At 70.6% G+C, this 21541-nt stretch carries 22 protein-coding genes; 20 read left to right on the plus strand and 2 right to left on the minus strand.

Annotated features, from left to right (window positions below; translation table 11 throughout):
- Positions 1-68 precede the first annotated feature (68 nt).
- The 5 genes from GA0115234_RS32270 to GA0115234_RS32290 all read left to right on the plus strand — a co-directional run bounded on the left by GA0115234_RS32270 (position 69) and on the right by GA0115234_RS32290 (position 5883).
- Positions 69-494 (plus strand): GNAT family N-acetyltransferase, encoded by a 426-nt coding sequence (locus GA0115234_RS32270; RefSeq protein ID WP_093548817.1) that lies wholly within the window; start codon positions 69-71, stop codon positions 492-494.
- A 172-nt stretch (positions 495-666) separates the two neighbouring features.
- Positions 667-2001 (plus strand): hemolysin family protein, encoded by a 1335-nt coding sequence (locus GA0115234_RS32275; protein WP_093548819.1) that lies wholly within the window; start codon positions 667-669, stop codon positions 1999-2001.
- Complete coding sequence (locus GA0115234_RS32280) at positions 1998-3017, plus strand: hemolysin family protein (protein ID WP_093548821.1); 1020 nt, start codon at positions 1998-2000, stop codon at positions 3015-3017. The genes GA0115234_RS32275 and GA0115234_RS32280 overlap by 4 nt, the downstream gene beginning before the upstream one ends.
- Before the next feature lie 99 nt (positions 3018-3116).
- A complete protein-coding gene (locus GA0115234_RS32285; protein WP_093548823.1) occupies positions 3117-3965 on the plus strand; it encodes an SGNH/GDSL hydrolase family protein in 849 nt (282 codons plus the stop codon).
- Between the two features lie 232 nt (positions 3966-4197).
- The gene (locus GA0115234_RS32290; RefSeq protein WP_093548825.1) at positions 4198-5883 is read left to right on the plus strand and encodes an enoyl-CoA hydratase-related protein; all 1686 of its coding nucleotides are present in this window, start codon (positions 4198-4200) and stop codon (positions 5881-5883) included.
- Positions 5884-5905: 22 nt separating this feature from the next.
- On the opposite strand, the gene hypB is transcribed toward GA0115234_RS32290, so the two are convergent.
- Together hypB and GA0115234_RS32300 are read right to left on the minus strand one after the other, a co-directional pair.
- A complete protein-coding gene (hypB, locus tag GA0115234_RS32295) occupies positions 5906-6691 on the minus strand; it encodes a hydrogenase nickel incorporation protein HypB (protein WP_093548827.1) in 786 nt (261 codons plus the stop codon).
- A gap of 3 nt (positions 6692-6694) precedes the next feature.
- Complete coding sequence (locus GA0115234_RS32300; RefSeq protein ID WP_093548829.1) at positions 6695-7024, minus strand: hydrogenase maturation nickel metallochaperone HypA/HybF; 330 nt, start codon at positions 7022-7024, stop codon at positions 6695-6697.
- 258 nt (positions 7025-7282) lie between these two features.
- Between GA0115234_RS32300 and GA0115234_RS32305 the strand changes: the two genes are divergently transcribed.
- The 15 genes from GA0115234_RS32305 (at position 7283) to GA0115234_RS32370 (ending at position 21535) form a co-directional block, all read left to right on the plus strand.
- Positions 7283-8338, plus strand: a complete 1056-nt coding sequence (locus GA0115234_RS32305) for an NADH-quinone oxidoreductase subunit B family protein (RefSeq protein ID WP_093548831.1) — start codon at positions 7283-7285, stop codon at positions 8336-8338.
- A 45-nt stretch (positions 8339-8383) separates the two neighbouring features.
- Positions 8384-10177: a nickel-dependent hydrogenase large subunit gene (locus GA0115234_RS32310; RefSeq protein ID WP_093548833.1), complete on the plus strand. Its 1794-nt coding sequence runs from the start codon at positions 8384-8386 to the stop codon at positions 10175-10177.
- The gene (locus GA0115234_RS32315) at positions 10177-11136 is read left to right on the plus strand and encodes a NifU family protein (RefSeq protein WP_093548835.1); all 960 of its coding nucleotides are present in this window, start codon (positions 10177-10179) and stop codon (positions 11134-11136) included. The genes GA0115234_RS32310 and GA0115234_RS32315 overlap by 1 nt, the downstream gene beginning before the upstream one ends.
- Positions 11133-11786 (plus strand): DUF5947 family protein, encoded by a 654-nt coding sequence (locus GA0115234_RS32320; protein ID WP_256088879.1) that lies wholly within the window; start codon positions 11133-11135, stop codon positions 11784-11786. The genes GA0115234_RS32315 and GA0115234_RS32320 overlap by 4 nt, the downstream gene beginning before the upstream one ends.
- Positions 11783-12424, plus strand: a complete 642-nt coding sequence (locus GA0115234_RS32325) for a DUF6084 family protein (protein WP_093548837.1) — start codon at positions 11783-11785, stop codon at positions 12422-12424. The genes GA0115234_RS32320 and GA0115234_RS32325 overlap by 4 nt, the downstream gene beginning before the upstream one ends.
- Positions 12421-13824: a hypothetical protein gene (locus tag GA0115234_RS32330; protein WP_093548839.1), complete on the plus strand. Its 1404-nt coding sequence runs from the start codon at positions 12421-12423 to the stop codon at positions 13822-13824. Before GA0115234_RS32325 ends, GA0115234_RS32330 begins: the two co-directional genes overlap by 4 nt.
- Positions 13821-13940, plus strand: a complete 120-nt coding sequence (locus GA0115234_RS44515) for a DUF6893 family small protein (protein WP_370804632.1) — start codon at positions 13821-13823, stop codon at positions 13938-13940. The genes GA0115234_RS32330 and GA0115234_RS44515 overlap by 4 nt, the downstream gene beginning before the upstream one ends.
- Before the next feature lie 35 nt (positions 13941-13975).
- A complete protein-coding gene (locus GA0115234_RS32335; RefSeq protein ID WP_093548841.1) occupies positions 13976-14188 on the plus strand; it encodes a hypothetical protein in 213 nt (70 codons plus the stop codon).
- A 7-nt stretch (positions 14189-14195) separates the two neighbouring features.
- The gene (locus GA0115234_RS32340; RefSeq protein WP_237541908.1) at positions 14196-14726 is read left to right on the plus strand and encodes a hydrogenase maturation protease; all 531 of its coding nucleotides are present in this window, start codon (positions 14196-14198) and stop codon (positions 14724-14726) included.
- 38 nt (positions 14727-14764) lie between these two features.
- Positions 14765-17281, plus strand: coding sequence for a carbamoyltransferase HypF (gene hypF / locus GA0115234_RS32345; RefSeq protein ID WP_202554399.1), 2517 nt, complete (start codon positions 14765-14767; stop codon positions 17279-17281).
- Between the two features lie 57 nt (positions 17282-17338).
- Positions 17339-17635, plus strand: a complete 297-nt coding sequence (locus GA0115234_RS32350; protein WP_093548847.1) for a HypC/HybG/HupF family hydrogenase formation chaperone — start codon at positions 17339-17341, stop codon at positions 17633-17635.
- Positions 17632-18735: a hydrogenase formation protein HypD gene (gene hypD / locus GA0115234_RS32355; RefSeq protein WP_093548849.1), complete on the plus strand. Its 1104-nt coding sequence runs from the start codon at positions 17632-17634 to the stop codon at positions 18733-18735. Before GA0115234_RS32350 ends, hypD begins: the two co-directional genes overlap by 4 nt.
- A gap of 8 nt (positions 18736-18743) precedes the next feature.
- Complete coding sequence (gene hypE / locus GA0115234_RS32360) at positions 18744-19832, plus strand: hydrogenase expression/formation protein HypE (protein WP_093548851.1); 1089 nt, start codon at positions 18744-18746, stop codon at positions 19830-19832.
- A complete protein-coding gene (locus tag GA0115234_RS32365) occupies positions 19833-20582 on the plus strand; it encodes a DUF6390 family protein (RefSeq protein WP_176729337.1) in 750 nt (249 codons plus the stop codon).
- A gap of 164 nt (positions 20583-20746) precedes the next feature.
- Positions 20747-21535 carry an IclR family transcriptional regulator gene (locus GA0115234_RS32370; protein WP_093548853.1) on the plus strand — a complete coding sequence of 263 codons (789 nt, stop codon included), beginning with the start codon at positions 20747-20749 and terminating at the stop codon, positions 21533-21535.
- Positions 21536-21541: the final 6 nt, after the last annotated feature.

Raw genomic sequence — 21541 nt, forward strand, 5'->3', positions numbered from 1 at the left:
GCCGGCGGACCACGCTCCGACGGCGAAACCGTTCGCCGAACGGAACGGCGCTCTGCTTGGCTCACCCCATGAGTGATCTCCACATCCGCTGCGCCGACCTCGCCGACATCGACGCCGTACTGCGGTTCTGGCGCGAAGCCGCCGAGGGAACGAGCATCAGCGACGACCACGACGGGGTGACCCGGCTCATCTCCCGGGACCCCGGAGCCCTGCTGCTGGCCGAGCGCGACGGCCGCCTCACGGGGACCGTCATAGCCGGCTTCGACGGCTGGCGATGCTCCGTCTACCGGCTGGCCGTGCACCCCGCCTGCCGCCGGGAAGGCATCGCCACCGCCCTGATGGAAGCGGCGGAACAGCGGTTCCTGGCACTCGGCGGGCGACGGGCCGACGCCATGGTCCTGGAGGCCAACGAACGGGCGCACCACACATGGGCCGCCGGTGGCTACCACCGCGAGGATCGTTGGCGGCGCTGGGTGAAGCCGCTCACGCACTGAGACAATCACCGAGGACCGGATGGCTTTGCCGGTCCTTTACCATGGGTGTTCCGCTGTCCGATCCTTCCGAAAGGTGTGAGCGTCCGCCCATGGGCGAGCCTCCCAGTAGCCGACACCGCCGGCATCGAGCGATCCTCCTGACCCTGCCCGATCATGGGACGGAGGTGAACCGATGACCGAAGTGCTTCTGCTGCTCGTGGCAGTGCTGCTCTCCCTGGCCTGCGGTGCCTTCGTCGCGGCCGAGTTCTCTCTGACGACGATCGAGCGCGGCCAGCTCGAACGGGCCGTCGAGCGGGGCGAGCGGGGCGCGGCGAGCGCCATGAAGGCCGTACGCAGCCTCACCTTCCAGCTTTCGGGCGCTCAGCTCGGCATCACCGTCACCAACCTGGTGGTCGGCATGCTCTCCGAACCGTCCATCGCGAAACTGATCCGCGGCCCGGTGGAGGCGGTGGGTCTGCCGCCGGGCGTGGCGTCCTCGGTGGCCCTCGTCCTGGGCACCGCCCTGTCCACCGTGTTCCTGATGATCGTCGGCGAACTCGTCCCGAAGAACTGGGCCATCTCCTCCCCGCTCGCCGTGGCCCGGACCGTCGCCACGCCGCAGCGGGCCTTCACCGCCGTCTTCCGGCCCTTCATCAGCCACCTCAACAACACCGCCAACCGGATCGTGCGCCGCTTCGGCCTGGAGCCGGCCGAGGAGCTGGCCTCCGCGCGCAGCCCGCAGGAGCTGGCGGCGCTGGCCCGGCACAGTGCCAAGCAAGGCGCGCTGGAGGCGGACACGGCCGAGCTGTTCGTCCGCACGCTGAACCTGGCGGAACTGACGGCGGAGAACGTGATGACTCCCCGGGTCCAGGTCACCGCGCTGGAGGCGCAGGCGACCGCCGAGGACGTCGCGAACGCCACCCGGGCGACGGGCCTGTCCCGCTTCCCCGTATACCGCGGCAGCCTGGACACCGTCATCGGTGTGGTGCACATCAAGGACGTGCTGGCCGTCCCGGCCGAGCAGCGCTCCCGTACCCGCGTCTCGGAGATGCTGCGCCAGCCGCTGCTGGTGCCGGAGACCCTCACGGTGGACCGGCTCCTCGACCGGTTGTCCGGACAGCTCGCCATGGCCGTCGTCATCGACGAGTACGGCGGCACGGCCGGAGTCGTGACGCTGGAGGACATCGTCGAGGAAGTGGTCGGTGAGGTGCGCGACGAGCACGACCCGCACGAGACCGCGGACCTCGCACCGGCCGGCGAGGACACCGACGGACGGACCCTGTGGTCGGCCGACGGCGCCGCCCGCGTCGACCAGCTGAAGACGATCGGACTGCGGGTGCCGGACGGACCGTACGAGACACTCGCCGGGCTCATCGCCACCGAGGTCGGCCGCATCCCCGCCGTGGGTGACACGGTCGAGCTGGCGGGCTGGCGGATCGACGTGGCCGACGCGTCCGGACGCCGCGCCGCACGGGCCCTGCTGCACGCGCCGCTGCCCGGCGACGAGCGGACGGAGGACGCACGATGATCGCCGTCCAGCTCTTCATCGGACTGATGACCCTGGTCGTCAACGCCTTCTTCGTCGGCGCGGAGTTCGCGCTGATCTCCGTACGCCGCAGCCAGATCGAGCCCGCCGCCGAGGCCGGGAACAAGCGGGCGCGAAGCGTCATCTGGGGTCTGGAACACGTGTCGGCGCTGCTCGCGGCGGCGCAGCTCGGCATCACCCTGTGCACGCTGGTGCTCGGTATCGTCGCCGAGCCGGCCATCGCGCACCTGCTGGAGCCGGTCTTCGACACGGTGGGCGTGCCGCACGGACTGATCCATCCGATCTCGTTCGTGATCGCGCTGTCCGTGGCGACGTATCTGCACATGCTCCTCGGCGAGATGGTGCCGAAGAACATCGCCCTGGCCGAGCCCGTCCGTGCCGCGCTGCTGCTCGGACCGCCGCTGGTGGCACTCGCCAGGGCGCTGCGCCCGGTGATCTTCGCGATCAACGCCTTCGCCAACGGGATACTCAAGATCCTTCGGGTCGAGACGAAGGACGAGGTGTCCGCCACGTTCTCCGACGACGAACTGGCCCGGCTGGTGACGGACGCGGGCGACGCCGGGCTGGTCGACGACCGCTCGGCCGAGCGACTGCGTCACGCCCTCGAACTGGGCCGTCGCCCGGTGCGGGATGTGGTGATGCCGGTGGACCGGGTCACGTACGCCAGGATCGGGACCACTCCGGAGCAGCTGGAACGGCTCTCCTACGAGACCGGCTTCTCGCGTTTCCCCGTGATGGACGGCGAGGAGCGGATCCTGGGTTACCTCCATGTGAAGGACGCCCTCGATGCCACGCCGCGCGATGTGCCCTTCCCGGTGACCGCGATGCGCCCCATCGCCCGGGTCCGGGCCGGCACACCGCTCGACGACGTCCTGACCGCGCTGCGGCGCAGCCGTACGCACCTGGCGGCGGTTCTCGACGAGGACGGCCGGCTGGCCGGGATGGTCACCATGGAGGACGTGCTGCGCGAACTGGTGGGACGCCCGAAGGCACGCTGACGGGCGCGGGGCGCGGTACGGATTCCGGCCGCGCCCCTTCCCCGGCAGGGCCGTGACCCCCGGAAGCGGCCGGTCCCACCGCGATACGATCGCATCGCCATGGAAATAAATGCCTCCTACACCAGTCTTGTCGCGGTCGGCGACTCGTTCACCGAGGGCATGTCGGACCTGCTGCCCGACGGTTCGTACCGCGGCTGGGCCGATGTCCTCGCCGGACGGCTCGCCACCCGCACCCCGGGATTCCGCTACGCGAATCTCGCCGTACGGGGCAAGCTGATCGGCCAGATCGTCGACGAGCAGGTCGATGCCGCCGCCGCCATGCGGGCGGATGTCGTCACCCTCGTCGGCGGGCTCAACGACACGCTGCGGCCCAAGTGCGACATGGGCATGGTCCGCGGTCGGCTCGAAGAGGCGGTGGAACGCCTCGCGCCCTCGTGCGAGAAGCTCGTGCTCATGCGGAGCCCGGGGCGCAACGGCCCGGTGATGGAACGCTTCCGTCCGCGGATGGAGGAGCTGTTCTCCCTGGTCGACGACCTGGCGGCCCGGCATGGCGCGGTGGTCGTCGATCTGTACGGAGCCCCGGCGCTGGGTGATCCCCGGCTGTGGGACGTCGACCGGCTCCATCTGACGGCCGACGGACACAGCAGGGTGGCCGAGGCGGTCTGGCAGACGCTGGGGCTGCCGCCGGAGAGCGACTGGCGAACGCCCCTGCCGGCCGCCGTGCCGCCCAAGTGGGCCAGGCGACGCGTCGACGACCTCCGTTTCGCCCGTGAACACCTGGTGCCGTGGATCGGGCGCCGTCTGACCGGCCGCTCCTCCGGAGACGGACGGACGGGGGCCCAGTACAGCTCCGAACTGGGAAGCGCGTTCTGGGTCACCCCCGAGAAGGGCCGCGCCCCCGGACCCGTGGCCACGTGGCGCCGGGTCGACCCGACGCCGCTCCCATAGCGACCCACGAACCGGACCGCATACCGTTCACCGCGGCGTGACCGATCCGCCGGTGCCGTGCGTCGTGGAGTCGCGCCCTTCACGTCTCCGGCTCTCGCATGAGCCGGCAGGCGTGCTCGCGGAAGAGCCGCTTCGGGTGAATTCCCGGCATGTTCCCGCCGGGTGGGTCCCCCTGCGCAGGGGTCCACGCCCACGCTCGGTCGGGACGGACCGCAGCCACCGGGAGATCGCCGTGCACATCCTGCTTGTCGCCAGCGCCTTCAACAGCCTTACCCAGCGTGTCCAGGCGGAGCTGAGCGACCACGGGCACTCCGTCGCCGTGCAGCTCGCACACGCGGAGGACGCGGTCCGGGAAGCCGTCCGCCGGGAGTGTCCGGACCTTGTGGTGGCGCCGTACCTGAAGACCGCGATCCCGAGGGACGTCTGGTCGGTCCGCACCTGTCTCGTCGTCCATCCGGGGCCGGTCGGCGACCGCGGGCCCTCCTCGCTGGACTGGGCCGTCCACGAGGGAGCGGACCACTGGGGCGTCACGGTGCTCCAGGCGAACGCGGAGATGGACGCGGGCGACATCTGGGCGTCCGTGACCTGTCCGCTGCCCCCGGTGGGCAAGAGCGACCTGTACCGCAACGAGATCTCGGACGCCGCCATGGAGGCGGTGCTTCTGGCGGTCGGACGTGTCGCGTCGGGGACGTACGCCCCGGCGCCGCAGGCCTCCGGCGCCGGGGAAGGCTGCCGCCCCCTGTTCCGGCAGTCCCTGCGCCGCATCGACTGGCGGTCGGACTCCACCGCGGCGGTGGTCCGCAAGCTCAGGGCGGCGGACTCCCAGCCCGGTGTGCTCGACGAGTTGCTGGGCGGTGATTGGTTCCTGCACGGCGGGTATGCCGAGTCCCGGCTGGGCGGGCGTCCGGGGGACGTGGTGGCCACCCGGGACGGCGCGATCTGCCGGGCGACCACCGACGGCGCGGTGTGGATTCCCGAGCTGCGGCCACGGCGGGCGCCGGGCGGCCCGGCCACCTTCAAACTCCCCGCCACCTCGGCGCTGGCCGGGCGGCTGTCCGCCGTACCCGAGCGGCCGGCTCCGCTGCTCCGGAGCGGGGACGACGACACCTGGTGCGAGATCGGCTACCGGGAGGAGGCCGGGACCGGCTTCCTGTCGTTCTCGTTCCGGGGCGGCGCGATGAGCACGGTGCAGTGTCAACGCCTGCTGCGTGCCTACCGGTTCGCCTGCTCCCGGCCCACCTCGGTGCTGGTCGTCGGCGGCGGCCGGGACTTCTTCTCCAACGGCATCCACCTCAACGTGATCGAGGCGGCGGCCGATCCCGGCGCCGAGTCCTGGGCCAACATCAATGCCATGGACGATCTGGTGGAGGCGGTGCTGACCACCACGGACCGCCTCGTCGTCGCCGCCCTGGCCGGGAACGCCGCGGCGGGCGGGGTGATGCTGGCCCTCGCCGCCGACGAGGTGTGGTGCAGGGCGGGCGCGGTGTTCAATCCGCACTACCGCCTGATGGGGCTGTACGGATCGGAGTACTGGACGTACACACTGCCGCGGCGGGTGGGCGTAGCGGCGGCCGACCGGCTCACGCGGGACGCCCTGCCGGTCAGCTCCACCGCGGCCCACCGGCTCGGGCTGGTCGACAGGGTGATCCCGTGCGCCCCTGGGTCGTTCGCATCGGAGGTCGGCGTCCTGGCGTCCCGCCTGGCAGCCCTGCCCGCGACGCAGTCCCGGATCCACGCGAAGAAGGAGGAGCGGGACCGGGTCGACCTGGCCCCGTACCGGGAGGCCGAACTCGCCCGTATGCACCGCATCTTCGCGGATCCGCACCACCCGTACCACGGGCTGCGCCGGGCCTTCGTCCGCAAGGAGCGCCCCGCGACCGGCACCGCGGTCCCGCGGCCCCCGGTCCCCCGGGGCTGACCGCGGTCCGGCGGCGGGGCGGCTACCGCTGCTCCGCCAGCCAGTCGTACCAGTGGGCCAGGCCCTCGCCGGTGGTCGCGGAGACCGTCAGCACGCGCACGTCCGGGTTCACCGAGCGCGCGTGCCGCTCGCACTGCTCCACGTCGAAGTCGACATGGGGCAGGAGATCGGACTTGTTGATCAGGATCAGGTCGGCGGCGGCGAACATGTACGGGTACTTCAACGGCTTGTCCGTGCCCTCGGTGACCGAGATGATCACGACCTTGCTGCGTTCCCCCAGGTCGAACAGGGCGGGGCAGACCAGGTTCCCTACGTTCTCCACCATGAGCAGCGAACCCTCGGCCGGGGACAGCGCCGTGAGGGCGTCCCGCATCATCTCCGCGTCGAGGTGGCACCCCGCCCCCGTGTTCACCTGCACCACGGCGCAGCCCGTACGCCTGATCCGGTCGGCGTCGAGCCTCGTCTCCTGATCACCCTCGACGACGGCCACCGGCCGACGTCCGCCGAGGTCGGTGACGGCGCGTTCCAACAGGGTCGTCTTGCCTGCGCCCGGCGAGCTCATCAGGTTCACGGCCACGACGCCGCGGTCGCTCATCCACGTCCGGTTGCGCTCCGCGAGCAGGTCGTTCTTGGCGAGTACCTTCTGCTCGATGGTGACGGTCCCACCGGCTCCACCCGGCCGAAGACGCCCATGCGGATGAGGGTGCGGATCCGGATGCGGATGTCCGTGGTCCGGTGCACCATCCTCCCTCAGCATCACGATCCTGGTCCCGCCGGACTCCTCGGCACAGCCGCAGGTACCGCACATGGTTCAGCCCACTTCCATGGAGACGATCTGCAGTTCCTGTCCCGATGTGATCTCCACATCCGCGCTGCCGCAGGGACACAGCAGAATCAGGTCGGTCAAGGTGAATGCGACGGCGCAGGTGCGGCAGCGGCCGGCGCCGGGCGGCTGGTCGATCTCCAACCGCGCGCCCTCGGCGGCCGTTCCCTCCGTGACCAGGCCGAAGCAGAACCGCATCGAGTCGGGCACCACTGCCGTGAGCACGCCGACGCGGACGCGGACCGACCGGATGGGACGTCCCCCGGCGCGTGCGCACACCGAGTCGACGACGCTCTGTGTGATGGCCAGCTCGTGCACCGGTGCTCGTCCTTCCGCGGGTGACTCCGACCGTAGGGCCACGGGAGGACCGGGGCGCCGTCCGACGGGACCGGTCCCCCGCGCGGATCACCCGAGCGGTCGACCGCATGCCGTCATTCGGGCCCCGGTGACAGGGCGGAGCGGCGAATTCCCCTGTTGCCGGGGCTCGCGAATCGAGGCGTGATGGTAGCAATGTGCGCATACCCACCTGTGGGGGCCGATGGCCGGAAGGCCGTCATTCTGAAAGGCGGCACTGCCATGCCGACAGAGGAAGCGGTAAAGGCGGAGGACACACTGATCCATGTCCTGTGGATCAACGCAGGACTGAGCTGTGACGGCGATTCCGTCTCCCTGACCGCCGCCACGCAGCCGAGCATCGAGGAGATTGCGCTCGGTGCCCTGCCGGGGCTTCCACAGGTCGCCGTCCACTGGCCGCTCATCGATTTCGAATGCGGTCCGAACGGCGGCGCGGACGATTTTCTCGAATGGTTCTTCAAGGCCGACCGGGGAGAACTGGAACCGTTTGTTCTCGTGGTCGAGGGATCCATTCCGAACGAGCAGCTGCATGACGAGGGTTACTGGTGCGGGTTCGGCAACGACCCCGCCACCGGCCAGCCGATGACGACCAGCGAGTGGCTCGACCGGCTGGCTCCGAAGGCGACGGCGGTCGTCGCGGTCGGCACCTGCGCGACGTACGGCGGCATCCACGCCATGGCGGGGAACCCGACCGGCGCAATGGGGGTTCCCGATTACCTGGGCTGGGACTGGAAGTCCAAGGCCGATATCCCGATCGTGTGTGTCCCCGGGTGCCCGATCCAGCCGGACAACCTCTCGGAGACGCTCACCTACCTGCTCTACATGGCCACCGGCCAGGCGCCGATGATCCCGCTCGACGACGCGCTGCGGCCGACGTGGCTGTTCGGGTCGACGGTCCACGAGGGCTGTGACCGGGCCGGGTACTACGAGCAGGCCGACTTCGCGACGGAGTACGGCTCGCCGAAGTGCATCGTCAAACTGGGCTGCTGGGGCCCCGCGGTCAAGTGCAACGTGCCCAAGCGCGGCTGGATGAACGGCATCGGCGGCTGCCCCAATGTCGGCGGCATCTGCATCGGCTGCACCATGCCCGGGTTCCCGGACAAGTTCATGCCGTTCATGGACGAGCCCCCCGGCGGAAAGCTCTCGACCAACGCGGTCGGGCCGTACGGATCGACGATCCGGCGGCTGCGCCGACTCACCACCCACGCCCTGGACCGCGAACCGAAATGGCGCAGGCCCGGCAGGAAACTCACGACGGGCGCCACACGCACCTGGTGAGTGACCGCGTACATCACCTCAACGGACAGAAAGAAGAGGCGGCCAATGACCGCGACGCAGCACAAGGGTGCCGGAGGCGGCCAGGGCAAGAACGACCTGGTCGAAATGGCGTGGGATCCCATTACCCGGATCGTCGGCAGCCTGGGGATCTACACGAAGATCGACTTCAAGCAGAAGGTGGTGGCCGAGTGCCACAGCACCAGCTCCATCTTCCGGGGCTATTCGGTCTTCATGAAGGGAAAGGACCCGCGGGACGCGCACTTCATCACGAGTCGCATCTGCGGAATCTGTGGTGACAACCACGCCACGTGTTCCTGTTACGCGCAGAACATGGCGTACGGGGTGAAGCCGCCGCACCTCGGTGAATGGATCGTGAATCTCGGCGAGGCCGCGGAGTACATGTTCGACCACAACATCTTCCAGGAGAACCTGGTCGGGGTCGACTACTGCGAGAAGATGGTCGCGGAGACCAACCCCGGCGTGCTGGAACAGGCCAACCGCACCCCTTCCCCGCACGCCGACGCACACGGGTACCGGACGATCGGCGACATCATGCGGTCGCTGAATCCGTTCACCGGCGAGTTCTACCGCGAGGCGCTCCAGGTCAGCCGGATGACCCGGGAGATGTTCTGCCTGATGGAGGGCCGGCACGTCCACCCCTCCACGCTCTATCCCGGCGGGGTCGGCACCGTGGCGACCATCCAGCTGATGACGGACTACATCACCCGCCTCCAGCGGTACGTCGAGTTCATGAAGAAGGTCGTGCCGATGCACGACGATCTCTTCGACTTCTTCTACGAGGCCCTGCCGGGGTACGAGCAGGTCGGCAACCGGCGGATCCTGCTGGGCTGCTGGGGCTCCTTCCAGGACCCCGAGCACTGCAACTTCGCGTACAAGGACATGACCGACTGGGGCCGGAAGATGTACGTCACCCCCGGTGTCGTCGTCGACGGGAAGCTGGTCACCACCGACCTGGTGAAGATCAACCTCGGCATCCGGATCCTGCTCGGTTCGTCGTACTACAACGACTGGGACGAGCAGGAGACGTTCGTCTCCCACGACCCCCTCGGCAATCCGGTCGACCGGCGCCACCCCTGGAACCAGCACACCAACCCGCAGCCGCAGAAGCGGGACCTGGACGACAAGTACAGCTGGGTCATGTCACCCCGGTGGTTCGACGGCAAGGACTACCTGGCGCTCGACACGGGCGGCGGGCCGCTCGCGCGGCTGTGGACCACCGCGCTGGCCGGTCTGGTCGACATCGGCTACATCCAGGCCACCGGCCACAGCGTCAGGATCAACCTCCCCAAGACCGCCCTCAAGGGGCCGGTGGAGCTGGAGTGGCACGTTCCGAAATGGAGCAACACCATCGAGCGCAACCGGGCGCGCAGTTACTTCCAGGCCTACGCGGCCGCCTGCGCCCTGCACTTCGCGGAGAAGGCGCTCGTGGAGATCCGCTCCGGGAACACCAAGACCTGGGAGAAGTTCGAGGTGCCCGAGGAGGGCGTGGGCTGCGGGTTCACCGAGGCGGTGCGGGGCGTCCTCTCGCACCACATGGTGATCCGGGACGGCAAGATCGCCAACTACCACCCGTACCCGCCCACTCCATGGAACGCCAGCCCCCGCGACACCTACGGCACACCCGGCCCCTACGAGGACGCCGTGCAGGGCCAGCCGATCTTCGAGGAGAACGACCGGGAGCACTTCAAGGGAATCGACATCATGCGCACGGTGCGCAGCTTCGACCCCTGTCTGCCCTGCGGTGTGCACATGTACCTCGGCGAGGGCAAGAAGCTGGAGCTCCTGCACTCCCCCACCCAGTCCGCGGGCAGTGAGTGATGGCGCAGCAGGATTCCCCGGCCGTGCCCGACTGGCGGACAGCCGGTGAACGCATCGACACCCTGATCGCCGCCAGCGGCTCGGGCGGCGCGGTCGCCCGCGAGCGCAGCGAGGAACTGGTCCGGGTCGTCGCCGACTTCTACGGTGCCGGGCTGGAACGGCTGCTCGACCTCGTGCACGAGCAGGGGCGGCTGGACGACGACGTCCTGGCCGCCCTGGCCGACGACGAGCTGGTGTCCGGCGTCCTGCTGGTGCACGGGCTGCATCCGTACGGCGTGGAGACCCGGGTCGAGCGGGCGCTGGAGAGCGTACGACCGTATCTGGGGTCGCACGGCGGCGATGTGGAGCTGCTGGCCGTCACCGACGAGGGCACCGTCCGGTTGAGGCTGCTGGGCAGTTGTGACGGATGCCCGTCGTCCTCGGTCACGCTCAAGCTGGCCGTGCAGGGCGCGGTGGAGGCGGCGGCGCCGGAGATCACCTCGATCGAGGTCGAGACCGCGGCCGACGAGGATGCCGGGGCAACGGGGCCGCTGGTACCGGTGGACTCGCTGTTCGCCCGGCTGCACGTGGAGTCAGGGCCGCACACGGAGTCCGGGACGGCCGGCGACGGCGCGTCGTGGGAGGTCGTGCCGGAGCTGTCGGGGCTGGAGTCCGGCGCCGTGGCCCGGTTCGATGTCGGCAGGATGCCGGTGGTGGCCTGCCGGGTGGGCACGGATCTCTTCGCCTTCGAGGACCGGTGCGCGCGCTGCGAGCGGCCGTTCGAGGGTGCCACGGTGGCGCGGCGGCTGGGTGGTCCGTCCGGGGACGCGATCCTGCGGTGCGCCGGGTGCCGTGCGCACTACGACGTGCGGCGGGCCGGGATCTGCCTCGACGTGGACGGTCTGCACCTGGCCCCGCTGCCCCTGCTCTCGGACGGTGCCGTGGTCTCGGTTTCGGTCCCCTCGGCGGTGGCGCCGTGATCGCCGCCGGCCGTTCCGCCTCGCCGGCCTCCACCCTGCTGCGGCTCACCCGCGACCGGCCGCGCCCGCCCGCCGGTGAGCGCTGCGAGATGTGCGCGGAACCGATCGGCGAGAGCCACCCCCATGTGGTGAATCTCGACAGCCGCGCCCTGATGTGCGGGTGCCGGGCCTGCTATCTGCTGTTCACCGACGAGAACGCGGAGCTGCGCTACCGGGCGGTCCCCGAGCGCTATCTGTACTTCGCCGGGCTGACCGTGGACGGGCGCGCCTGGGACGAGTTGCAGATTCCCGTGGGGCTCGCCTTCCTGTTCCGCAACTCCGTCCAGGACCGGATGGTCGCGTTCTACCCCGGGCCCGCCGGGGCCACCGAGTCGGAACTGCCGCTGGACGCCTGGGCGTCCGTCGTCGAGTCGAGCCCGGAACTCGCCGTGCTGCGTCCGGACGTGGAGGCGCTGCTGATCCGGCGTACGGCGGAGGGCGAGGGGTCGTGCCATCTGGTGCCGATCGACGCCTGTTACGAGCTGGTGGGGCAACTGCGCCGACTGTGGCGCGGGTTCGACGGTGGCACCGAGGCCCGTGGAGCGATGGACGGTTTCTTCGCGCGGGTGGCGGACCGCAGCCGGCCCGCCGCGGGGATCGGGGCGCCGTGAACGACTTCGCGTTCTCCGTGCTCGACGTCGTCGCCGAGCCGTACGCGGCCGCTCCGCAGCTGACCGCGCGGCTGCGGATCGAGGAGCGGACGGGCCGGCGGATCCACGCCATCGCGCTGCACTGCCAGGTCCGTATCGAACCGCAGCGGCGCCATTACGACGAGGCCGAACAGAGCGGTCTGGTGGCGCTGTTCGGCGGCCGGCACCGCTGGACGGACACCCTGAGGCCGTTCCAGTGGATGAGCTGCGACACCACCGTGCAGGGGTTCAGCGGTGCGACCGAGGTCGATCTCGCCCTGCCCTGCACCTACGACTTCGACGTGATCGGTTCCCGCTATCTGCACGCCCTGGGCGAGGGGTCGGTGCCCCTCGCCCTGATGTTCTCCGGCACGGTCTTCACCCGTGGCAGCAAGGGCTTCGGGGTCGAGCAGGTGCCGTGGGACTGCGAGGCCCGGCACCCGATGCCCGTCGAGGTGTGGCGGAGCATGGTGGCGGCGCACTACCCGAACACCGGATGGGTCCGGCTGGACCACGAGGTGCTGGCGCGCTTCGCGGACTTCCGGGCCCGGCGCGGGCTGATCAGCTGGGACGAGACGGTCCAGGCCCTCCTGGCCGAGCACGACGAGGTGGTCCGGTGAGTCTTGACCAGGTGCGTTCGATCGCCGATGCCGTCCTGTACGAGGGGTACCTCCTGTACCCGTACCGGGCGAGCTCGCACAAGAACCGGTCCCGCTGGCAGTTCGGGGTCCTCGGTCCGCCGCGGGCCACGGCTGCGAGTTTCGGCGAGGAGCCGGAGATGGAGATGCAGTGCCTGCTGGCACCGCACGACGGACCGGCCGCCGTCACCGTGCATCTGCGCTTCCTCCAGCTCCAGGTCCGCGAAGTGCGCAGCACGGGCGAGGACGGGGTAGACGTACCGGTCGGGCAGCTCATCGTCGACGGGGTGCCGGTGATGTCCTGGGACGAGGCCGTCGAGCGTGAAGTCGTCCTGACCGCCCTGCCGTTGGACGAGGCGGCGGACGCCGTCCACGAGGTCCCGGGCGGCGAGGAAACCGAGCCGGTGACCGACGCGCGGGGCGCGGTGGTGGGACGGATCGTGCGGCGGCGGTTGCCGTTGGCGGTCCGGGTCCGCACGCGGGCCGTCGTCGACGACGGGTATGTACGCCTCTCGGTGGCGGTGCGCAACGAGCATCCGGAGCCCGTGGCGACCAAGGACGCCGCGATCCGGTCCTCGCTGATCGGCGCGCATGTGCTGCTGCGGGCGCACGACGCCGGGTTCGTCTCGCTGCTCGAACCGCCCGCCGGGGCGGCAGCGGCCGCGGACCGGTGCCGGCAGCACAGGTGCTGGCCCGTGCTGGCCGGACCGAAGGGGACGACCGACACCCTGCTCTGCGCGCCGATCATCCTGTACGACTACCCGGAGGTCGCCGAGCAGAGCCCCGGCGCGCTGTTCGACTCGACCGAGATCGACGAGATCCTGACCCTCCGCGTGATGACCATGACGGAGGAGGAGAAGGCGGAGGCCAGGGCCACCGATCCCCGGGCCCGGGAGATCATCGACCGGTGCGACGGCATGTCGCCCGCCGATCTCCAGCAACTGCACGGCCTGCTGCGCGACCCGCACGCGCCGGGGCCCGCGACTCCCATGGGCCCGGTGGCCGATGTCCGGGACGTGGAGCCCGCCGCCTTCGACACTGCGGGCGCCCCCTGGTGGGACCCGGCGGCCGACGCCTCGGTACGGCCCGGGAGCGACGCGGTCGTGATCGACGGGGTCCGGGTGGCCAAGGACAGCCTGGTCCGCGTCCACCCCTCCCGGCGGGCGGACGCGCAGGATCTGTTCTTCGCCGGACAGGTGGCCCGGGTGACCGCGGTCCTCTCGGACGTGGACGGTGGTACGCACATCGCCCTGGTCCTCGTCGACGACCCCGCGTCGGACCTGCATGACTGGTACGGCCGCTACTTCTACTTCGCGCCCGACGAGCTGACACCCCTGAGCGCCGAGGAGACGGCGCTGCACCGAGAGGAGAACCGATCGTGAAGACCCTGGGCATCATCACCGCCGGAGCGGCCGCGGCCGTGGCGGTCGTCGCCGTGGCGGTCGGGATCAGGTCGATCCCCGACATCCGCCGCTATCTGCGCATCCGTTCGATGTGAACCCCGATCCGACTGAAGTGAGTGAGGAGCACCCCATGGCTGAGACACCGGAGAAGAACAGCGGCGTCGAGGAGGAGCCGCAGAAGGAACGGGGCCCGAAGGGATCCCGTGACACCGGCTCGGACCGGCCGTCGGGCGGCCCGGCGGACCGCCCCTCGGGCACCTCGGACGAACGCTCCGACACCTCCGTGCACCCGGAGAAGACCCAGGACCCGGATTCACCCGACCTCCCGTCCGGGGGCGGCTGAGCCGAGGATGACGACGGAACCCGACATGGCTGCCCGGGTGCTGGTCGCGGGCATCGGCAATCTCTTTCTCGGCGACGACGGCTTCGGCCCGGAGGTGGTGCGCCGACTGGCCCGCGACGGAGGGATGCCCCCGCAGGTCCGGCTGGTGGACTACGGCATCCGCGGCATGCATCTCGCGTACGACCTGCTCGACGGGTATGACGCGCTGGTTCTGGTCGACGCGTATCCGGGGGGCGGCGCCCCCGGGGAGATGACGGTGCTCCACATCGGCATGGAGGACCTCGGATCGGGTGAATTCGATGCACATGGGATGAATCCGGTTGCTGTCCTGGCAAATCTGGGTCAACTGGGCGGTACGCTGCCGCTCACCTACCTCGTCGGCTGCACACCCGCCGGGGTCGGGGAAGGCATCGGGCTCAGCGAAGCAGTCGACAGCGTGGTGCCCGAGGCGATGCAGGCAGTGCACACCCTGGTCCGGCAGCTCGTGCCGTCCGTACCGACCGTGTCCGTGAACAGCACCGAACCGCGGAGATCCTGATCATGTGCCTAGGCATTCCTGGCCGCGTCGTGGAGATCGTGGACGGGTATGCGGGCCAGCTGGCTCTGGTGGACGTGGAGGGCGCCAGGCGCCGCGTCAATATCGGCATGCTCGACGAGGCGCCCGGTCGTGACGACTGGGTGCTTCTCCACATGGGCTTCGCCGTCGAGCTCATCGACCGGGCGAAGGCCCGGGAGGCCCTGTCGGGGCTGGAGATGATGGGCCGCGGCCGCGAGCAGCGGGTCCGGCGCAGATTCGAGGTGCGCGGCGTCGTGCAGGGTGTGGGCTTCCGGCCCTTCGTCTATGTCACCGCCTCGGAGCTGCTGCTCACGGGCTCGGTGACGAACACCGGCGACGGGGTGCTGGCCGAGGTCGAGGGCACGGCCGGGGCCGTGGAGGAGTTCGGCCGTCGGCTGCGCTGCGACGCCCCTCCGCTCGCGGTCGTCGAGGACGTGCGGACGAGCGAACAGCCGACGCGCGGCGGTACGGGCTTCACCATCGAGCGGTCCAGCGCGTCCGACCGGGCCAGGACGCTGGTCTCGCCCGACATCGCCACCTGCCGGGACTGCCTGGACGAACTGGGCGATCCGTCGAACCGGCGCCACCGCCACCCCTTCATCACGTGCACCCACTGCGGCCCCCGGTTCACGATCGTCACCGGTCTCCCGTACGACCGGGCCGCCACCACGATGGCGGACTTCGAGATGTGCGGGGCCTGCCGGGCGGAGTACGAGGACCCGCTCGACCGGCGCTTCCACGCCCAGCCGATCGCCTGTCACGACTGCGGACCGCGGCTCGAACTCGTCGGCAAGCAGGGCGTGGCCCCGTCGCACCACGAGGACGCGCTGCGGACCGCGCGGAAACTTCTCGCCGAGGGCGGAATCATCGCGGTCAAGGGCCTCGGCGGCTACCACCTGGTGTGCGACGCCCGCGACGACGCGGCCGTGGCGGAGCTGCGCCGGCGCAAGCGGCGCGGTGGCAAACCGTTCGCGGTGATGGTGCCGGGCCTCGACGTCGCGCGTGAGCTGGTGAGTCTCACGGCGGACGAGGAGGAGCTCCTGAGCGGTGGGCGCCGGCCGATCGTCCTCCTCCCCCGGCACGCCGCCCGGCACGGGGTGGGGGTGTCCGACGCCGTGGCGCCCGGCAGCCCCCACCTCGGACTGCTGCTGCCGTACACCCCGTTGCACGTCCTCCTCTTCGGCATCGGTGACGACCCGCCGGGCCCGGACGCGCTCGTGATGACGTCGGCCAATCTGTCGGGTGAGCCGATCGTCACCGACGACGGCGACGCGCTGACCGCCCTGGCACCGCTGGTCGATGCCTGGCTGCGGCACGACCGGCGCATCCATGTGCCGTGCGACGACTCCGTCAGCCGCTGGGCCGCCGGTGCGGAACTGCCGCTGCGCCGCTCGCGCGGATACGCCCCGCTGCCGATCGCACTGCCCTTCGACGTGCCCCCGACACTCGCCGTGGGCGCCGACCTGAAGAACACCTGTGCGCTGGCCGAGGGCCGCTACGCCTGGCTGAGCCAGCACATCGGCGACATGGACGACCTGTCCACGGTCGACGCCCTGACCCGGACCGAGAAGCATCTGGAGGACCTCACCGGGGTGGCGCCCGCCCGGCTGGTGGCCGACCGCCATCCCGGTTACCACTCCGGCGACTGGGCTCGCGCCCACGCGGCCGGGCGGCCGGTCCGCACCGTGCAGCACCACCACGCGCACATCGCGTCCGTGATGGCGGAGCACGGCCTGGGCGCGGACGAGCGCGTGATCGGCATCGCCTTCGACGGCACCGGCCACGGCACCGACGGGGCGGCCTGGGGCGGTGAGGTCCTGGTGGCCGGCTACGCCTCGTTCAGCAGGGCCGCGCACCTGCGTTACGTACCGCTGGCCGGGGGCGATGCGAGTGTGCTGCGGCCGTACCGGATGGCCCTCGCCCATCTGTACGCGGCCGGCATCCCCTGGGACGAGGACCTGCCTGCGGTCCGTGCCTGCCCACCCGCCGAACGCGACGTGCTGGCCCATCAGTTCGCGACCGGGTTCGGCTGTGTGCCCACGTCGGGCATGGGACGGCTCTTCGACGCGGTCGCGTCCCTGGCCGGCGTCCGGCACGTGGTGGCGTACGAGGCGGAGGCGGCCATGGAACTGGAGGGGCTGGCCCGTACCTCGGCAGCCGGCCCCGCGACGTCCGAGGGCGGCTACCGCTTCGCCATCCGGCCCGGGAAGGGGGAGGAACCCGCCGTCGCGGATCCGGGCCCGGTCGTCCGGGCCGTGGTGTCCGATGTACGGGACGGCGTTCCGGCCGGGCTGATCGCCGCACGTTTCCACGCCGCCGTCGCCGCTCTGACCGCCCGCCTCGCTGACCTCTGCCGCACACATACCGGCCTGTCCACCGTGGCGCTGGGCGGCGGTGTCTTCCAGAACGCCGTACTGCTCGATGCGACGCAACGCGGCCTGACCGAAAGAGACTTCACCGTCCTTCGGCCGCGTCTGCTCCCGCCCAACGACGGCGGGATCGCCCTCGGCCAGCTCATGATCGCCGCATCGGGCTGACCCCACCGCACGACCGTACCGCCGTACCTCAAGAGGTATCCACAGAGGAGAGGGACCATGTGTCTGGCTGTTCCGGGGCGAGTCCTCAGTACCGCCGAAGTCGACGGCACCGTGATGGCCGAGGTCGACTTCGGCGGGGTGCACAAGGAGGTGTGCCTCCAGTACATCCCCGATGTGACGGTCGGTGAGTACGTCATCGTGCACGTCGGATTCGCCATTCAGCGCCTCGACGAACGGTCGGCCCTGAACACCCTCGCCGACTTCGAGCGGCTCGGCATCCTGGCCGAGGAGTTCGGGGACGGCCTCGAACGCGCAGCTCAGCAGAGTACCTCCCCAGAAGGAGCCGTCCGGTGAAGTACCTCGACGAGTTCAGCGACCCCGATGTCGCGAAGAAGCTGATCGACCGGATCCACGCGGCCACCACGCAGAAGTGGGCGCTGATGGAGGTCTGCGGCGGACAGACCCACTCGATCATCCGGCACGGCATCGACCAACTGCTGCCGGACAGTGTGGAGATGATCCATGGACCGGGGTGCCCCGTCTGCGTCACCCCGCTGGAGGCCATCGACCGGGCGCTGGCGATCGCCGCGCGCCCCGGCGTCATCTTCTGCTCGTTCGGCGACATGCTGCGCGTGCCCGGCAGCAGCCGGGACCTGTTCTCCGTCAGGAGCGCGGGCGGCGACGTACGCGTGGTGTACTCGCCCCTCGACGCGCTGAAGATCGCCCGGGACAATCCCGACCGCGAAGTGGTCTTCTTCGGGATCGGGTTCGAGACCACCGCCCCCGCGAACGCCATGACGGTGTACCAGGCCCAGCGGCTCGGGGTGCGCAACTTCTCCCTCCTGGTGTCCCATGTGCTGGTGCCGCCCGCGATCGCCGCGATCATGGAGTCCTCGACGTGCCGGGTGCAGGCGTTCCTCGCCGCAGGCCATGTGTGCAGCGTGATGGGGACGGCCGAGTACCCGCCGCTGGCCCGGAAGTACAAGGTGCCGATCGTGGTCACCGGCTTCGAGCCACTGGACATCCTCGAAGGGGTCCGCCGGACCGTCGTCCAGCTGGAAGAGGGCCGGTACGAGGTGGAGAACGCCTATCCCAGGGCCGTGCGCGAGGAGGGCAATGTGCCCGCCATGGAGATGCTCGCCGATGTCTTCGAGGTGACCGACCGGACCTGGCGCGGCATCGGCGCGATTCCCCGCAGCGGCTGGCGGCTCTCCGAGAAGTACCGGGCGTTCGACGCGGAGCAGCGGTTCGAGGTGACGGACATCCGCACCGCCGAATCGTCGCTCTGCCGCTCGGGCGAGGTCCTCCAGGGCCTGATCAAACCGCATCTGTGCGAGGCGTTCGGCAAGGAGTGCACGCCGAGGAACCCGCTCGGCGCGACCATGGTGTCGTCCGAAGGCGCGTGCGCCGCGTACTACACCCACCGCCGCCTGGAACTGGTCGATGCGAAGTGACTGACGCGATGCACGATGTGACCGCCGTGGTGAACGATGTGCCCGACCTCGACTTCGAGGGGTGGACCTGCCCGGTACCGCTGCGGGACATCCCGTCCGTCGTCATGGGCCACGGGGGCGGCGGGGCGATGTCCGGCGAGCTGATCGAGCACCTGTTCCTGCCCGCGTACGGTGCCGCGGCCGCCGCCGACCTCGGCGATTCGGCCGTCCTGACGGTCGGCTCCGGCACCCGTCTCGCCTTCTCCACGGACTCGTTCGTGGTGAAGCCGATGTTCTTCCCCGGTGGGTCGATCGGTGACCTGGCGGTGAACGGCACGGTCAATGACCTGGCCATGTCGGGTGCGACGCCCCTGTTCCTGTCCACCGCCTTCATCCTCGCGGAGGGCACGGCGCTGAACGACCTCGGCCGGATCGCGCAGGCCGTGGGCCGGGCCGCCGAGGACGCCGGCGTACGCCTGGTCACCGGGGACACGAAGGTCGTGGAGCACGGCAGTGGTGACGGCGTCTACCTCAACACCTCGGGCATCGGCGTGGTCCCTCCGGGCGTCGACATCCACGCGCGCCGGGCGCTCCCCGGCGACGCCGTGCTCGTCAGCGGCGACATCGGCGTGCACGGTGTGGCCGTGATGAGCTGCCGGGAGGGCCTTGAGTTCGGTACGACGGTGGAGAGCGACACCGCCGCGCTGCACGGGCTGGTCGCCGCCATGCTCGCCACCGGTACCGACCTCCATGTGCTCCGGGACCCCACGCGCGGAGGCGTCTCGGCTTCGCTGAACGAGATCGCGCGCGCCTCGGACGTGGGCATCGAACTGGTCGAGCGGCTGCTTCCCGTACCGCCCACGGTGCGCGACGCGTGCAGCCTCCTCGGGCTCGACCCGCTCCAGGTGGCCAACGAGGGCAAACTGATCGCGATCGTCCCGGCCGAGGACGCGGACCGGGTGCTGGAGGCGATGCGGGCCCATCCCCTGGGCCGGTCCGCCTGCCGGATCGGCAGCTGCGTTCCGGATCACGCCGGAATGGTCGTGGCGAGGACGGGGCTGGGCGGGAGCCGGGTCATCGGGCTGCCGATCGGCGAGCAACTACCGAGGATCTGCTGAGTGAGCGCCGAGGGCGCGCTGCTGTTCGCGCGATACGCCTACCCGCCCAACGAGCTCGGCTACTGCGGCCCCGCCGACGCGACGGCCCTCCTGCGCCGTGACGCGACCGCCGACATCGAACGGCGTGCCCGGCAGTTCGAGGGGGCCTGGTGCTATCTCCAGTTCCTCGCGGAGACGGCCGGACTGTCGGACCCGCTGGATGTGCGGGTGGTCGAGGCGTACTGGATCGGCAACGACCTGCTGGACCGGGCCGATCCCGCCGCTCTGGTGGAGCGCATGACCGACCGGTTCCGGGGGCAGCTCGGCGGCTCCTGGCGCGACGCCGGGCGGCGCGCCCTGGCCCATCACAGCTTCCAGGTGTTCGAGGTGTATCCATGGGCCCCGATGCTGCGGTCGATGGGCCATCCGACCGCCCTGTCCGTGCTCGACCAGTGCCGCATCCGTACGGGAGTGGTCGTGGCCGCCGACAGGGACCTCGCGACCGTGCGGTCACGCCCGCTGTGCTGGGACGGTGCGCGGCTGACCGACGGCGCGTGGCGGGAGGAGACCGTGCGCTGCTCGGCCGGTGGGCTGACGCTGCTCGACGGGCTGTCCGCCGGTGACCTGGTGGCGCTGCACTGGGACTGGGTGTGCGATGTGATCACCGACGAACAGGCCCGGCGTATCGAATTCCTCGAAGGGCGTCGCCGCACCGGCTTGGGCCTCTCGTCCTGCGAACCGGGTCGCGGCGCCCACGGCGCTCCGGGCTGACGGCCGCCGGCTGCGCCGATTCCTGCCCCGGCCGGTCGGGGGCGTGGCACGGTGAGTGACCCGTATACGTTCCGGCCGCGAGCCGACGGATTCCAGGAACAACCCTCAGGCGACGCGATATGCTGATGCAGATTGTGCAAGCCGTTTGCAAAATGAGGAGGGTCATGGCTACGCGGGCGACCGACGCCGGGACGAACCAGAGCGTCGAACGAGCGGTCTCGGTGCTGCGCGCACTCGACTCCGGCCGTCCGGAACTGCGCGTCTCCGACGTCGCCGAACTCACCGGACTGGGCTCCTCCACCACCTCCCGCCTCCTGTCCACGCTCGAACGCCTCGACATGGTGGAACGCGACCCCGTCAGCAACCTCTACCGCCTCAGCCTCGGCATCCTCCCGCTGGCCGCCACCGCCACCAACCGCCACCCCGTCCACCGCGCCGCCCGCATGGTCCTCCAGGACCTCGCCACCCGCACCGGACTCGGAGCCAACGTCGCCGTCCGCCGGGGCACCGAGCTGATGTTCCTGTGCAATTTCGAGGGGCCCCGCACCCCCAAGTCGTACACACAGGCCGGACACACCGCCCCGCTGCACGCCACCAGCATCGGCAAGTGCCTCCTCACCGGCCTCACGCCCAAGGAGCGCCGCAAGCTGCTTCCCGAGCCGCTCGTGGCGCACACCGACTACACGACGACCAGCCACGACCTCCTCGACACCGAGATCGACACCGTCCGACGCACGGGCTACGCCGTCGAAGCCGAGGAGCGCGCCCTGGGCCGTGCTTCGCTCGCCGCCCCCGTCCGCGACGCCTCGGGGGACGTCGTCGCCGCCATCTCCGTCTGGGGCCCCACGTCCCTCCTCGGCAACCACACCGAGGCCGAGGGGCAGCGCCTGGCCCTGACCCGCGAGGTCATCGAAGCCGCCGACGCCATCAGCCAGGCTCTCGGCGCCCTCTGAAACGCA

This window comes from Streptomyces sp. DvalAA-43 (assembly GCF_900091725.1).
GTDB classification, from domain to species: domain Bacteria; phylum Actinomycetota; class Actinomycetes; order Streptomycetales; family Streptomycetaceae; genus Streptomyces; species Streptomyces pulveraceus.